General features: G+C 69.8%; 15 protein-coding genes. 10 read left to right on the top strand and 5 right to left on the bottom strand.

Annotation, left to right across the window (positions count from 1 at the left end; translation table 11 throughout):
- Positions 1–29: 29 nt before the first annotated feature.
- From ABD256_RS23520 to ABD256_RS23510, 3 genes are read left to right on the top strand one after another with little or no spacing between them, the layout of a single operon-like run.
- Positions 30–968, top strand: a complete 939-nt coding sequence (locus tag ABD256_RS23520; RefSeq protein ID WP_344422683.1) for an ABC transporter substrate-binding protein — start codon at positions 30–32, stop codon at positions 966–968.
- 30 nt (positions 969–998) lie between these two features.
- Positions 999–1955 carry an amino acid ABC transporter permease gene (locus tag ABD256_RS23515; protein ID WP_344422681.1) on the top strand — a complete coding sequence of 319 codons (957 nt, stop codon included), beginning with the start codon at positions 999–1001 and terminating at the stop codon, positions 1953–1955.
- Positions 1955–2731, top strand: a complete 777-nt coding sequence (locus ABD256_RS23510; protein WP_344422680.1) for an amino acid ABC transporter ATP-binding protein — start codon at positions 1955–1957, stop codon at positions 2729–2731. Before ABD256_RS23515 ends, ABD256_RS23510 begins: the two co-directional genes overlap by 1 nt.
- A 49-nt stretch (positions 2732–2780) precedes the next feature.
- On the opposite strand, the gene ABD256_RS23505 is transcribed toward ABD256_RS23510, so the two are convergent.
- Entirely contained in the window at positions 2781–4181 is a 1401-nt protein-coding gene (locus tag ABD256_RS23505; RefSeq protein ID WP_344422677.1) for a hypothetical protein, read from the bottom strand.
- 187 nt (positions 4182–4368) lie between these two features.
- Here ABD256_RS23505 and ABD256_RS23500 point away from each other — a divergent pair, with 187 nt between their 5' ends.
- Together ABD256_RS23500 and ABD256_RS23495 are read left to right on the top strand one after the other, a co-directional pair.
- Positions 4369–6735, top strand: a complete 2367-nt coding sequence (locus ABD256_RS23500) for a translocation/assembly module TamB domain-containing protein (RefSeq protein ID WP_425546504.1) — start codon at positions 4369–4371, stop codon at positions 6733–6735.
- A 229-nt stretch (positions 6736–6964) separates the two neighbouring features.
- Positions 6965–7429, top strand: coding sequence for an SRPBCC family protein (locus tag ABD256_RS23495; RefSeq protein ID WP_344422674.1), 465 nt, complete (start codon positions 6965–6967; stop codon positions 7427–7429).
- On the opposite strand, the gene ABD256_RS23490 is transcribed toward ABD256_RS23495, so the two are convergent.
- Positions 7426–7971 carry a TetR/AcrR family transcriptional regulator gene (locus tag ABD256_RS23490; protein ID WP_344422671.1) on the bottom strand — a complete coding sequence of 182 codons (546 nt, stop codon included), beginning with the start codon at positions 7969–7971 and terminating at the stop codon, positions 7426–7428. The two genes, ABD256_RS23495 and ABD256_RS23490, sit on opposite strands and share 4 nt — an antisense overlap.
- 65 nt (positions 7972–8036) lie before the next feature.
- Between ABD256_RS23490 and ABD256_RS23485 the strand changes: the two genes are divergently transcribed.
- The 4 genes from ABD256_RS23485 to ABD256_RS23470 all read left to right on the top strand — a co-directional run bounded on the left by ABD256_RS23485 (position 8037) and on the right by ABD256_RS23470 (position 13058).
- A complete protein-coding gene (locus tag ABD256_RS23485; RefSeq protein WP_344422667.1) occupies positions 8037–8879 on the top strand; it encodes an SDR family oxidoreductase in 843 nt (280 codons plus the stop codon).
- A gap of 12 nt (positions 8880–8891) precedes the next feature.
- Positions 8892–10706, top strand: a complete 1815-nt coding sequence (locus ABD256_RS23480; protein WP_344422665.1) for an NHL domain-containing thioredoxin family protein — start codon at positions 8892–8894, stop codon at positions 10704–10706.
- A gap of 126 nt (positions 10707–10832) precedes the next feature.
- Positions 10833–11126 carry a GroES family chaperonin gene (locus tag ABD256_RS23475; RefSeq protein ID WP_344423054.1) on the top strand — a complete coding sequence of 98 codons (294 nt, stop codon included), beginning with the start codon at positions 10833–10835 and terminating at the stop codon, positions 11124–11126.
- Between the two features lie 24 nt (positions 11127–11150).
- Positions 11151–13058: a VanW family protein gene (locus ABD256_RS23470; protein WP_344422662.1), complete on the top strand. Its 1908-nt coding sequence runs from the start codon at positions 11151–11153 to the stop codon at positions 13056–13058.
- Here the strand turns inward: ABD256_RS23470 and ABD256_RS23465 are convergent.
- Complete coding sequence (locus ABD256_RS23465) at positions 13045–13287, bottom strand: hypothetical protein (RefSeq protein WP_344422659.1); 243 nt, start codon at positions 13285–13287, stop codon at positions 13045–13047. The two genes, ABD256_RS23470 and ABD256_RS23465, sit on opposite strands and share 14 nt — an antisense overlap.
- Positions 13288–13507: 220 nt before the next feature.
- On the opposite strand from ABD256_RS23465, the gene ABD256_RS23460 reads away from it, so the two are divergent.
- Positions 13508–13894, top strand: a complete 387-nt coding sequence (locus ABD256_RS23460; RefSeq protein ID WP_344422656.1) for a hypothetical protein — start codon at positions 13508–13510, stop codon at positions 13892–13894.
- A 57-nt stretch (positions 13895–13951) separates the two neighbouring features.
- On the opposite strand, the gene ABD256_RS23455 is transcribed toward ABD256_RS23460, so the two are convergent.
- Positions 13952–14248: a GlsB/YeaQ/YmgE family stress response membrane protein gene (locus tag ABD256_RS23455; protein WP_344422653.1), complete on the bottom strand. Its 297-nt coding sequence runs from the start codon at positions 14246–14248 to the stop codon at positions 13952–13954.
- An 85-nt stretch (positions 14249–14333) separates the two neighbouring features.
- A complete protein-coding gene (locus tag ABD256_RS23450) occupies positions 14334–14609 on the bottom strand; it encodes a GlsB/YeaQ/YmgE family stress response membrane protein (protein WP_344422651.1) in 276 nt (91 codons plus the stop codon).
- Positions 14610–14651: the final 42 nt, after the last annotated feature.

The following is a 14651-nucleotide window of genomic DNA, read 5'->3' as shown; positions in this document are numbered from 1 at the left end:
GCCGAGTAAGAACTACTAGGAGTGACAACGTGGCCCGTGGAACCAGACTCAAAGCGTTCGCCTTGCTGCCCGTGCTCGCGCTGACCGGCGGCATCAGCTTGGCGTGCGGCGCCGGTGGCGATGGTTCCGGCGGCACCAAGGACGCTCCTGCGGCGGGCTCGTCGGAAGCGGCCGCGATTCCGGCGGCGGCGAAGGACGACAAACTGGCCGCGATGGTGCCGGACGCGGTGAAAACGGACGGGAAGATCGTCTTCGGTCAGGACCAGAGCTACCCGCCGAACGAGTTCGTCGACGAGAAGGGCGCCGTCGTCGGCTTCGACGTCGACCTCGGCACCGCCGTCACGCAGAAGCTCGGCCTCAAGCCCGAGTTCCAGAACGCGGCCTTCGACGGGATCATCACCGGCCTGTCCGCGCGCAAGTACGAGCTGGCCATGTCGTCGTTCACGATCAACGCCGACCGGCTGAAGACGGTCGACATGGTGTCCTACTACAAGGCGGGCACCTCTCTCGGCGTGCTGAAGGGCAACCCGGACAAGATCGCGGTCGACGACCTGTGCGGCAAGAACATCGCCGTGCAGAAGGGCACCACCCAGGTCGAGGACCTCGACAAGCGCACCGCGCAGTGCACCGGGGCAGGCAAGCCCGCGATCAACGTGACCCAGCTGCAGGCGCAGACCGACGTGAACCTGGCGCTGACCTCGAAGCGCGCGCAGGCGATGCTGGCCGACTCGCCGGTGGTGGACTACGCGGTCAAGCAGACCGGCGGGCAGCTCGAAGTGGTCGGCCAGCCCTACGACAGCGCGCCGTACGGCATCGCGGTCACGAAGGGAAACGGCCAGTTCAGCCAGGCCGTCCAGCAGGCGCTGCAGGCGCTGATCGACGACGGCACCTACAAGAAGATCCTGGAGAAGTGGGGCCTCAACCCGGTCGGCGTGATCGCCAAGTCGGAAGTCAACCCGCAGCCCTGACCCTCGTAGCCCGAAACACGGAGAATTCTCGTGGCAAGTCCGTCGAACACGACGGGGACCGGTGAGCCATCGCTCGACGAGCCCATCAAGGCGGTGCCCGTGCGGCACTACGGGCGATGGGTCGCCGGCGTCCTCATCCTGTTCCTCGCGTTCATCGTGGTGCGCAGCGTCGTCACCAACGAAAACCTCCAGTGGGGTGTCGTCGGCGACTACCTCTTCGACGACCGGATCCTCCGTGGTCTGCAGAACACGCTGATCCTGACCGTGATCTCGATGGTCATCGGCGTGGTCGGCGGGATCCTGCTCGCGGTGATGCGGCTGTCGCCCAACCCGCTGACCTCCGGGGCGGCGGGGCTCTACATCTGGCTCTTCCGCGGCACCCCGCTCATCACGCAGCTGGTGTTCTGGAACTTCCTCGCGCTGGCCTACCCGCGGCTGGGGCTCGGCATCCCGTTCGGGCCCGAGTTCGTCGGTGCGGACACCAACAGCCTGATCACCCCGTTCATCGCGTCCCTGCTGGGGCTCGGGCTGAACGAAGCGGCCTACATGGCCGAAATCGTGCGCGGCGGCATCCTGTCCGTCGACGGCGGTCAGCTCGAAGCGGCGGGCGCGCTCGGCATGAGCCGGACGAAGACGCTGCGCCGGATCATCCTGCCGCAGGCGATGCGGGTGATCATCCCGCCGACCGGCAACGAGACGATCGCGATGCTGAAGACGACTTCGCTGGTCGTGGTGATCGGGTACTTCGAGCTGATGGTCGCGGCGCAGACGATCTACGCGCAGAACTACAAGATCGTGCCGCTGCTGATCGTGGCCGCGCTCTGGTACCTGTTCATGACCTCGATCCTCACGCTGGTCCAGATGCAGATCGAGAAGAAGTTCGCCAAGGGGACCTCGCGCGAGGTCGTGACGCAGCACAAGTGGGGCTCGCGCATGCTGGGCTTCCGGTTCGGCCGTGGTGCCGGTGGCGCGGGAGGGGGTGCGTGATGACCCCGGTCGTTTCCGCGCAGCGGATCTTCAAGAGCTTCGGCAAGGTCGACGTGCTCAAGGGCATCGACCTGGAAGTGCAGGAACGGGAAGTGCTCTGCCTGATCGGCCCGTCCGGGTCCGGCAAGTCGACCCTGCTCCGGTGCGTCAACCACCTGGAGAAGATCGACGCGGGCCGCCTCTACGTCGACGGGGTGCTGGTGGGCTACCGCCAGCGCGGCGACGTGCTGCACGAGCTGAGGGAGAACGAGGTCGCCGCGCAGCGCAAGGACATCGGCATGGTGTTCCAGCGCTTCAACCTGTTCCCGCACATGACCGCGCTGGAGAACATCACCGAGGCGCCGGTGCAGGTCCGCAAGGAGAACAAGGCGCAGGCGCGCGAACGCGGCCGCGAACTGCTCGACCGCGTCGGGCTCGCGGACAAGGCGGACAACTACCCCGCGCAGCTCTCCGGCGGCCAGCAGCAGCGCGTCGCGATCGCCCGCGCGCTCGCGATGCGGCCGAAGCTCATGCTGTTCGACGAGCCGACGTCGGCGCTCGACCCCGAGCTCGTCGGTGACGTGCTCGAGGTGATGCGCCAGCTCGCCAAGGACGGCATGACGATGGTCGTGGTGACGCACGAAATGCAGTTCGCGCGCGAGGTCGCGGACAAGGTGCTGTTCATGGACGACGGCGTCGTCGTCGAACAGGGACCGCCGGACCAGGTGATCGGCGACCCGAAGCACGAGCGCACCAAGGAGTTCCTGGCGCGGGTGCTGAACCCGAACAAGAACTGACGGCGAAGGGCCCGCCCCGGCGGGCCCTTCGTCTGTCTACTGTGGACGTCTACTTCGGAAGCCTGGTCAGCATCTGCTCGACCACCGGCCGGAGGTACCTGTCCGCGGTCTCCACGAGCTTGCTCTGGTCGAGCTGGCCCAGTGATGGCGAAAGCGACAGGATCACGTTCCCCTTGCGCACCGTGAGCCGCCCCGGCGGGGTCCGCAGGTCGAGGTCGGGGTCGCCTTCCGAGTCGACGTAGGCGCCGTCGGCGATCGGCGCCGGGAGCGGTATGCCCTTGTGATTGCCGCGGAAGTAGTCGAACACGCCGGTGGCGAGCTTGGCGTCGTCGTAGGTGTCCACGGTGAGCACCAGTCCGGCGCGGTTCACCGCTCGCCTGAAGCACGAAGTGTGCAGGAAGTTCCCTTCGGTGTGGTTGTCCGGCACCGAGATCGTGCCGATCGCGGTCGGGGGTCCTGTTTGGATGAACGGTGTGGTCGGCTGGCCGAGCAGGGTCTGCAGATCGCCCGCGCGCAGGATGTCGCAGGCGATCCCGGCCGGGGTCCGGAAGGCCGGGCTGTCGAACCGGTACCGGCTCGGGCCGGCCGGGTTCGCGGCCTGCTTCGCCACGTTCTCCGCCGCGAGCCGCACCAGCGGGTCGAACTGCTTGCTCAGCTCGCCGTTGCCGGGCATCGAGGCGCTGACGCGGACGTAGGTGTCGCCCAGCTTGAGCAGCGCCTCGCGATCGGCCAGCACCGGTCGCTTGATCGTCGTGTACTGCTCGACGGCCCCTACCTGGCCTTGTTTCGTGTACTCCGCGTCGGGGCCGGAGAGGTAGCGGCCGGGGACCTTGCTGACGTCGAAGTAGGTCTCCTGGTGGACGCTGATCATGACCGACTCGGGCCGGTCACCGGTGAGTTCGAAGTGGTAGTCGCAGGAGTTCCGCGAGTCGTCGGTGAGGACGGTGATGTCCGACTTCGGGGGTTTGCCGAGGCCGGGTTCGTTCTCGTCGACCGGGTGGACCCGTTTGATCGCGGTGTCCGGGTCGGTGAAGGAAAGCAGGCGGAGGCCGTGGTCGGCCAGGTCCTTCAGCGACACGAGGTTGCACGCTTGGATCACGGGTTTGCCCTCGTAGCGGGCGGGGGCCGGGTTCGGCTCCTCGACGATCGCGAACGGGTCGGCCTCCGCCGGGCCGCGCCGGTAGCCGGGGCGTTCGAAGGTGGCCGCGGTGGCGGTGCCGCCGCCGGTGTCCGCCTTCCGGCCGGAGTGCGAGCCGAACACGTTGATCGCGACGATGGAGGCCGCCACCAGCACCACGACCCCGCCGACGATCCCGAAGACCAGCTTCTTCTTGGACTTCTTCGGCGGGATCCCTGGCGGCTGCGCGCCGGGAAACCCCTGGTAGGGCGGATATCCCCGCGGCGGCCCGCCGGGATGCGGCCAGTGCTGGTTCGGGTACTGCTGGTTCAAGACGGGCTCCCCAGTAAGCGCTTTGTCTGTTCAGTGGCACAGATTAACCCGGATGGCCCAGCACACCGCGGTGTGGCGCAACTGTTCGGTGACAGGATGCTGCCGTGGGAAGTTCTGCCGTTGCGCGGATGATCACTCACCCGCTGTACTGCCGGTGCCCCCCCGAACCTCGTCAAGGAGATCGCCGATGCCCAACTTCCGACGCGGCGCCACACGCGACGGGAGCGAGCCCGACGACAGCCAGGCGATCCCGCCGGAGGGCAAGCCGCCGCTCGACCCGATGGCCGGCGTGCCGGACAAGCGGTACGAGATCAAGGCGGCGGATCTGCTGAAGCCGTTCCTCGAACCGGGGACCGGCGGATTGCTGCGCTGGCGCAAACCGGCGACGAACGCGCCGATCGTCTACGTCGAGGACGCCTACATCACCGGGCGGCTGGACCTGCGCGCGGCGGACCTCGAGTACCTGTTCCGGTTCGAACGGTGCCGGTTCGAGTTCCCGCCGGACGTCCGCGAGGCGAACCTGCTCGGCCTGGTGTTCCGGAAGTGCTGGCTGCCCGGCCTGAAGGCGCGGAACCTCCGCAGCCGCAACGACGTCCGGCTGATCCGGTGCGTGGTGGAGGTCGAGACCAGCAAGCACGAGAAGGCCGAGACGACGGTGCGGCGCGCGGACGACCGCGACCGCGGCATGCCGGACGCGGCGGTCAACCTCACCGACGCGACCATCGAGGGCTCGATGGTGCTGACGCGCACGGTCATCCGGCACCCGAGGGGCAAGGCCATCCTGGCGGACCGGCTGCACATCACCGGCGCGCTGCTGGCGTACCGGCTGGAGGCCGACGGCGAAGTCCGCCTTCCCGGCCTGAGGACCGGCGGTAACGTCAACTTCTCCGGCGCGACGCTGCACAACCCGGACGGGTTCGCCTTCAACGGCAACGGTTTGCACATCGGCGGCAGCCTGCTGTGCGAGGTCGACACGTACGGCCCGCGGCGCGAGCGCCGGGAGTTTTCGGCCAACGGCGTGGTGTTCATGCCGAGCGCCCGCGTCGACAGCGACATCGTCCTGCGCGGTGCGAAGCTCGAAACGAGCCCCGACGGCCGGATCGTGGTCGAGTCGTGGCGATCGGCGGACCCGTACCTCGATCCGCGCCCGGCGCTGGTGGCGGACCGGCTCCGGGTGGACGGCGACGTCGAACTGTCCGACGGGCTGGAGGCGATCGGCACCCTGCGGATGCTGAACACCCGGATCGGCGGCTCCCTGCGGCTCGCGGGCGCCACCGTTTCCGTGCGGCGGCGTGACGCGGAGCCGTACTACGACCGCGCGCTGCACCTCGACGGCAGCGAGATCAGCGGAGACATCGAGGCGACCGGCCTCACCGTGCCGTCGGGGCAGTTGCGGCTCGCGGACGTGACGATCGGCGGCAACCTGCTGGCCTGGAACGCGACGTTCCTGCACGGCGAGCGCGACGTGTTTTCCGCGCGCCGCACCAAGATCGCGGGCAACCTGCACCTCACCGACGCCACCGTGCAGGGCACGCTGCGGCTGCAGGGCGTGGACGTCGGCGGCAGCATCGACCTGTTCGGCACGCGGCTGACGAAGCCCGCGGTCACCGAGCGGTCGAGTTTCTCGCTGGACCTGCGGACCGCGAAGGTCGGCAGGGACTTCGTGCTCACCGCCAACTCCGAGCGCGAGTTCCGCGCCGAGGGCGGCGTCAACATGGACGGCGCGGTCGCGGGGCGGCGCATCGACTTCGCGGGCGCGGTGCTCGGATCGTCCGAACGCGACGGTATCGCGCTCGACGCGGGCGACGTCGCGGCCGACGAGTTCCAGCTGACCCCCGCCGAAGCGCCGAAGGGCCGGGTTTCGCTGCGGCGCGCGCATTGCGGGACGTTGAGCGACAACCGCGAGCTGTGGGCGGCCACCGGCGGGCTCGAACTGGAGGACTTCCGCTACGACGTGATGAAGACCCCCATCGACGTCAAGGACGACGACTCGGTGGACGAGCGCATCGAACTGCTGCGGAAGGCGATGGGCCGGTACCGGCCTGGCCCGTACGACCAGCTCGCCACGATGCTGAGGGCGAGCGGGAACGAAGAACACGCCGACACCGTCCTGCTCCGCAAACAGCAGTTCCGCTACGACGCGCTGGCTCGCGGTTTCACCGTCTTCGGCCCCGGCGTCAAGGTGTGGAGCTGGTTGCAGCGCTGGATGTTCGGCTACGGGTACCGCCCGGTGCGCGCGCTGGGCTGGCTGCTGACGCTGCTGGTCGCGGGCAGTGTCTGGTTCGGCTTCGGCGACGACGCGTGCGTGGCCAACCCCGATCTGCAGCACAGCGGCCCGCGCTGCGTGGTGAACCGCGACGACTCCGGCATGGAGTGGAACCCGGTGCTCTACACCGCCGACCTGCTGGTGCCCATCGTCGACTTCGGGAACAAGGCGCGCTGGTACATGGCCGACGCGGACAAGTGGGTCGCGGCCGGGTTCACCGCGATGGGCTGGATACTGGCCACCACCGTCGCCGCGGGCGTCACCCGCACCCTGCGCCGGAACACCTGACCGGCAGCGCCCGCGTCAACCCACCGCCCCGACCAGCCAACACCCAGCTCACCCGGCGCGCACACCATGGTTCATCCCCCACCCGCTCCGGGGGGCGACCCCAGCCCAGTTTATCGGGGTGTTCGGGCGGGGTGGGGCGGGCGAGGCTCCGGGGGCCGGGTTGTCCACATTCGCCCGCCGCTTGTGGACAACTCGCCAAGCGGGGCATACCGACGGTATGGTGCGGGCCATGACTGAGCCGAACGCGTCCGCGAGCATCGACGTCGCCGCACCGCCGCTGCAGGTGTACGCGCTGGTCAGCGACCCGTCCGCGCTGGCGGACTGCGCCGAGGAGTACGACGGCCACCAGTGGCTCGGCGGCGCGACCGCGCCCGCGAAAGGGGCCCGGTTCCGCGGGCGCAACCGCCTCGGGGCCCGCCGGTGGAGCACGGTTTCCACGATCACCGACGCCGACGAGGGCCGCCGGTTCGCGTTCGACGTTTCGTCGATCGGGCTGTCCATTTCGCGCTGGCAGTACGACATCGAGCCCGCGGGCGACGGCGTCCGGCTCACCGAAAGCACCTGGGACCGCCGCCCCGGCTGGTTGCGCGCGATCACCGGGCTCGTCACCGGCGTGCGGCACCGCGACCCCCACAACCGCGCGAACATCGAAACCACCTTGCGCCGCATCAAGGACACCGCCGAGCGCGCCTAACGGGCCGCCGCCAGCAGCTGGACCCCGGCCCTGATCCGGTCGCGGGTCATGCCGCGCGCGCTGATCAGGTAGTCGATCACGTCGGCGCGCAGCGCGGTCAGCACGGCGTGTGCGAGGTAGTCGGTGTCGACGCCTTCGAGCCGCCTCGCCAGCTCCGCGATCCAGAACTGGCTGGCGTCGTTGGCGTAGTACGCGTACGGCCCGCGGTGTTCGAGCGCGCGGATGAGCGGCCGGTTCCGCCACACGAAGTCGAACAGCGCGTCCACGTAGGCGGGCACGGTGCCGCCGGGACCCAGCGGCGGCGGCCCGGTTTCGACGGCCTCGCGCAGCTCGCGCACCCTCGGTTCGAGCACCGCCTCGATCAGCGCGGTGCGGTCGCCGAAGCGGCGGAACACCGTGCCCTTGCCCACGCCGGCCGCCTCCGCGATGTCGTCCATGGAGACCCCTTCGACGCCCTCGCGGTCGAAGAGGGCGGTGGCGGCCTCGAGGATGGCCGCCCGGTTCCGTGCCGCGTCCTGCCTGATCGCGAACCTCCTTGCCAAAGCGGACTGTCGGTCCGTATGGTGAAGCGGACTGCTGGTCCGAATTAACCCGGAGGATACTCTCGATGTTTCTCGTCGCTGGGGGACGCGGCCGGATCGCCCGCGCCGCCGTGGCCCGCCTGCTCGCGGGCGGTCACCGCGTTCGCGTTGCCAGCCGCCGTCCGTCCGAAGTGGACTTCGAAGGGGTCGAGGTCTTCGAAGGCGACCTGTCCAAAGCGGACGGTTGGCGGCGCGCGTTCGACGGCGTCGACGGCGCGCTCCTCTACGCCGACCCCGCCGGTATCCAGTCCGTTGTGGACAGTGCGAGCTCCAGGCTGGTCCTGATATCCGCGCTCGGTGCCGGCGGGGCGGCAGATGATGATCCGATCGAGCGGATGCACCTCGCCGCCGAGGCCGCGGTGCGGGCGTCCGGCCTGCCGTGGACCTTCCTCCGCGCGGGAGGCCTGGCCACCAACACCCTGCAGTGGGCGTCCTCGATCCGCGCCGAAGGAGTGGTCCGCGCCCCCTTCCGCCACGCGCACGCCGCACTGGTCCACGAGGCGGACGTCGCCGAGATCGCCGTGCGGGCGTTGACGACCGGCGAGCACGACGGCAAGGCCCGCGATCTCACCGGCCCCGCTTCGCTGACCCAGGAACAGCAGGTCGCCGCCATCGCCGAGGCGATCGGCGCCGACGTGAGGTTCGAGGAGATCACTCCGGGGGAATACCGCCGCACGCTCAGCCAATGGGGCGACGGCGGCCTGGTCGACACGCTCCTCGGCCACCTCCGCGCCGCCGACGGCGTCCCCCAGCCGATCGCGCCCGACTTCCAGGAGATCACCGGCCGCGAACCGGCCTCGTACGCGCGATGGGCGGCGGATCACGCCGCCGACTTCCGGGACGAAGGAACACCGCCCGCGGCGGTGTAGTTGACTCGGGATGTGACTGCTCCACGAAACCGGGCCCGCGTCCGCGCACCCGAGCTCACCGGTGACCACTGGTTCAACACCGGCGGCGAGCGCATCCGGCTGGCCGGCCTGCGCGGCCGCATCACCCTGCTCGACTTCTGGACCTCGGGCTGCGTCAACTGCCTCCACGTGCTCAGCGAACTCCGGCCGCTGGAGGCGGAGTTCGCCGACGTCCTCGTGACGATCGGGGTGCACTCGCCGAAGTTCCTCCACGAGGGCGAGCGGGCCGCGGTCGAGGCGGCGGTGAGCCGCTACGGCGTGCACCACCCGGTGCTGAACGACCCGGACCTGACCACCTGGTCCCAGTACGCCGTGCGCGCGTGGCCGACGCTGGTGATCGTCGACCCCGAGGGCTACGTCGTGCACACGGCGGCGGGCGAGGGCCACGCGGAAGCACTGCGCCGCGTCATCACCGAACTCGTCGCCGAGCACGAAGCGAAGGGCACGCTGCGGCGCGGCGGAAGCCCGTACGTGCCGGGCGACGAGCGGGACGGCGACCTCAAGTTCCCGAGCAAGGCCGTTAGGACTGACCGGGGCACCCTGCTCGTCGCCGACACCGCGCACCATTCGATCGCCGAACTCGCGGCCGACGGAGAGACGGTCCTGCGCCGCTTCGGCACCGGCGAACCCGGCCACGCCGACGGGAAGCAGCCCCGCTTCACCGAGCCGTCCGGCATCGCGCTCTTGCCGTCCGAGGTCGCCGCGAAGGCCGGGTACCACGCCGTCGTCGCCGACACGGCCGGTCATCTCCTGCGCGGGCTGGACCTCGACACCGGTGAGGTCACGACGGTCGCCGGGACCGGCGCCCAGTGGATGAACGGCGAGACGGACGGCAAGGCACTCGGCATCGCGCTGTCCAGCCCGTGGGACGTGGCGTGGTGGGAGCCTGCGGGCGGCATCGTCGTCGCGATGGCGGGCAACCACACGCTCGGCCTGTTCGACCCCGTCACGGGCGAGGTGTCGCGGTTCGCGGGCACCACGGTGGAGGGCCTGCGCGACGGGCCCGCGCAGGAAGCGTTCTTCGCCCAGACCTCCGGGTTCGCGGTCGACGGCGACCGGCTGTGGCTCGCCGATCCCGAGACCTCCGCGCTGCGCTGGGTGGACGCCGGCCGGACCGTGCACACCGCGGTCGGCACCGACCTCTTCTCCTTCGGGCACCGCGACGGCGCCGCCGGGGACGCGCTCCTGCAGCACCCGCTCGGCGTGGCCGTGCTGCCGGACGCCTCGATCGCGATCGCGGACACCTACAACGGCGCGATCCGCCGCTACGACCCCGAGGCGAAGACGGTCTCGACGCTCGCGAGCGGACTCGCCGAGCCGTCGGGCCTGCTGGTCGACGGAGACGAGCTGATCGTGGTCGAGTCCGCCGCGCACCGCCTGGTCCGCATCCCGGCCGCGGCAGGCGAACACGTCGACGGCGGCGCCCACGAGGTGCGCCGCCCGCCGGCCGTCCTCGCGCCGGGTGACCTCGACTTCTCGGTGGTCTTCTCCCCGCCGCCCGGCGAGAAGCTCGACGATCGCTACGGCCCGTCGACCAGGCTGGAGATCAGCGCTTCCCCGCCGGAGCTCCTGCTCTCCGGTGCGGGCGTCGGCACCGAGCTGACCAGGCGGATCCGCCTCGCCGACGGCATCACCGACGGCGTGCTCCAGGTCGTCGCGCAGGCCGCGAGCTGCGATGACGGCGCCGAGCACCCGGTGTGCCGGGTAACCCGCCAGGACTGGGGCTTACCCGTCCGGGTGGCAGCGGGCGCCGAGCGCACCCTCGAACTCATCCTCGCGGGGGCATGACCGGTCAAGACGTACCCCACCCGGGTGAAGTACGCGTGCCCTTCGCGCTTCCAGCGGGTAAGTAGCATTCCGTGCGTGTCCGAAACCAGCCGCGTGCCGGCCCCCGTGACCAAGCTCGAGATCCAGATGCTGCACGACCGGGTGCTGGTCAAACTGGCCGACGAGGACGGCGAACGCCGCAGCACGGGCGGCATCGTCATCCCCGCGACGGCCCAGGTGGCCCGTCGGCTGTCCTGGGGCGATGTACTGGGTGTGGGCAATAATGTGCGCAACGTGAAAGTATCCGACCGGGTGCTGTTCAACCCGGAGGACCAGCTCGAAGTGGAGATACAGGGGGACGGGTATCTGGTGATGCGGGAGCGCGACATTCACGCGATCGCCACCGAGCGCACCGAGCAGGGTACGGGGCTTTACTTGTAGCCGAAGCGACCGTGGAGGGGACGGGTGGCCGACGAGCACCACTGGCCGGTTTGGGATACCGACTCCGGTGAGACCACCGGAGGGCTGCCCGCCGCCGGTGACACCGAGGCATTTCCCGCTCCCCAGGTCATCGAGCCCGCGGGCGCCGACGCCTACGACGACTACGACTCCGAACTGGCCGGGGAGCTGCTCGACGGCGAGCACGTGGCCCCCGAACCGGATACGCCGGCCAGCCGGTTCCGGCACGGGCTCGGCAAGGCGATGATGATCACCGGGGTCGGGCTCACGGTGTTCGTCCTGCTCTACGTCGGCGACCTCATGTTCAGCGCGGGCGACGTGCCGCGCGGCGTCACCGTCGCCGGGATCGACGTCGGCGGCCTCAGCCAGAAGGACGCCGAGTCGAAGCTGCGGCGGGAGCTGGAGCCGAGGCTGACCCAGCCCGTGCTGGTCAGGGCCGGTGACGTCGAGACCAAGCTCGACCCGAAGAACTCCGGGCTCGGGCTCGACTGGCCCACGACGCTGGAAAAGGCGGGACACCAGCCGCTGAGCCCGGTCACGCGGATCATGTCCTTCTTCACCAAGCGCGAGGTCGGGGTCGAGACGAGGACGGACGACAAGGTCCTCGCGTCCTCGGTCGCCGAACTGACGCGCACCCAGCTCGACCACCCGCCCGCCGAAGGCGGTATCGGGTTCGACCCGGTCCCCGGCAGCGACGGCGGGGTCACCGCGCGCGCCGTCGAACCGCGGCAGGGCCAGTCGGTCGGGGACACGAACGCGGCCGCCGATCTCGTCCACCAGCACTGGCTCGACCGCGGCGGGGTGCAGGTGCCGGTCGCCGCGACCCCGGTGAAGGCCAGTTCGGCCGGCGTGCACAAGGCGCTGGAGCAGATCGTGAACCCGGCGGTCGCGAAGCCGATCACGGTGCACGGCGATGGCAAGGACGTGGCGCTCAAACCGGACGCGATCGCGAGCTCGTTCCGGTTCGCCCCGCTCGACAACGGTGATCTCGAAGTCCGCGTCGACCAGTCGAAGCTGCAGCAGGGCCTCCAGCCGGAGCTGGCCAGCACCGAGCAGGACGGCAAGGACGCGAGCCTCGTGTTCGTCGCCGACGTGCCGACCGTGCAGCCGTCGCAGGACGGCCGCAAGATCGACTGGCTCACCACCTTCAAGCCGTTCATGGGGGTGTTGACGCTGCCGGAGTCCCGCGATCTCAAGGTCGCCTACCAGACGAAGAAGCCGAACCTGAGCACGGACGCGGTGAACGCGCTCGGGGTCAGGGAAGTGGTCGGGCAGTTCACCACCGGCGGCTTCTCCCCCGAGGTCGCGGGGAACGTCCGCGCCGCGGCGGCGGCCGTCAACGGTGTCGTGCTGAAACCGGGTGAGACCTTCAGCCTCAACGCGCACCTCGGCGCGCGAAGCGGTTACGACACCGCGCCGATGAACGAGGACGGCACCGGCCCGCAGGTCGCGGCAGGCGGTATCTCACAGCTCACGAGCACGCTCTACAACGCCGTCTACTTCGCCGGGCTCGGCGACGCCGGGCACACCGCGCACTCGACCTATCTCGACCGCTACCCGCCCGGCCGCGACGCGACTTCCTTCTCCGACAGCGGTTCCGCGGCCGACCTGAAGTTCACGAACGACTCGCCGTCCGGTGTCGCGATCCAGGCTTCGGCCACCGGCGCCACCGTGACCGTCAAGATCTGGAGCACCAAACGGTACACAGTGGACAGTTCCACCGGTGACCGGTCGAACCTCGCGCCACCCCCGATCCAGCCGGGCTCCGGCCCCGGCTGCGTCCCGAACGAGGGGAAGGCCGGGTTCAGCACCTCGGACACCCGCATCCTGCGCGATATCGCCTCCGGTGCCGAAGTGCGGCGCGAAACCACCGCGGTGACCTACCAGCCCCGCCCCCTGGTCATCTGCGCCTGACCCGCGCTGTCCCGGCACGGGATCTCGCACATGCTGGCAGCCACGAAGGCAACCGGAGGTGCTTGTTCCACCGCAGATCCAGGTTGTCCAATGGGGATAGTTCGAGCAGCGATGGCGGAAGTTCGATGAGCCCGTTGTCGCGCAGATCGAGCTGGCGCAGTTCCGCGAGCGAGCCCGAGGCCGAGGGCGGGCGCGTGATCCGGTTCCCCCGCAAATGCAGTTCCCGCATCGACCGCAGAGCGCCGATCCTCGCGGGCAGGGTCTGGATCCTGGTTGTCGCTGAGGTAGAGGTACTCGGTGAGTTCGGGCAGCTCGCTGATTTCTCATGGGCATCGACCCCAGCCGCCACGATCACCCGGTCGGGGCCCGGCGACCCCCTTCGCTCCGTGACCACATTCGGCTACGGTCAGTAGTGTCCAGGATTCGTCTCAGTCCACAATGGAGGTTTGGTGTCGCCGAGAAGTGCTTTGCCGGTCAGGGTGTTCGCGGTGGCCGCGGGTGCGGCCGCGATCATGCTCGCGGGCGGTGCCGCGGCCGGGGCCGACGAGCCGCCGAAGGGGCTCGTGCACGCCAACGCGGACAACGCCTGCCGGTTGAACGTGCGGGCTGGCTCCGAGGTCACCTCGGCCAACCTGACGACCCTGAGCTGTGACAACTACACCACCTGCGCGCACGCCGACGCCAAGGACCCGTGCGGGCCGTTCGTGGTGGGCGGGAAGTACTCGTGCGTCGGGCCGAAGGGCGCGCAGGTCAACGACAACCGCTGGGCCGAGGTGCTCTACCGCGCGCCGCAGCGCGCCTACGTCGCGATCGCTTGCGGCGCGGTGCGCGTCTGACCCCGGCCGCGAAAAGGCCCGCCGCATTCACGATGCGGCGGGCCCTTTCCGCGCCGGCTACGACTTCGAGGCGACTTGGCCGCCCTTGACCTTCGCGTAGATCCCCGCCGCCGCGATCACGCCGATGATCGCGGCCACGACCTGGAACGCGTGCCGGATCCAGTCGATGCCCGGTGTGTCGCGCACACCGAACACCCCGGCGAGCCAGTTGCCGATGAACGCGGCCACGATGCCGACCACGATCGTCAGCCACATCGGGATCTTCTGCTCGCCAGGGGCGAGGAACCGGCCGATGACACCGAGGATGAGGCCCACGACCACGGTCGTGATGATGCCCCACAGTCCACCAAGCATTTTGTTTCTCCTTTCGCCCTGTGCTGGGCGAAGGGTCCCATCGCGAACCGGACATCGCGCGTCGGAACCCGCGTTCGGGGGACCCCTATCGGCTGACGCCGCGCCTGCCGTAGAGACCGGCCGCGAGGCTGACGCCGATCGCGGCGATCACGATCTGGGTGATCAGTTCCAGCCAGTCGAAGCCCTTGGTGTCGGCGTACCCGAGCCCACGCGCGATCGCGGTGCCGATGAAGGCGGCCGCGATGCCGACGACGATGGTGAGCCAGATCGGGATGCCCTGCTTGCCGGGTGCGAAGAGCCGGCCCAGCACGCCGAGGATCAGGCCGACCACGATCGCGGTGATCACTCCGGTGACGGTCATGGGCATTTTCTCCTCTGTGCGGTGGATGGTGCACAGGGGTAA

Origin of the sequence: Amycolatopsis minnesotensis (assembly GCF_039529815.1) — a bacterium.
Classification (GTDB): domain Bacteria; phylum Actinomycetota; class Actinomycetes; order Mycobacteriales; family Pseudonocardiaceae; genus Amycolatopsis; species Amycolatopsis minnesotensis.
This window is presented reverse-complemented; position numbering and strand designations above follow the sequence as displayed.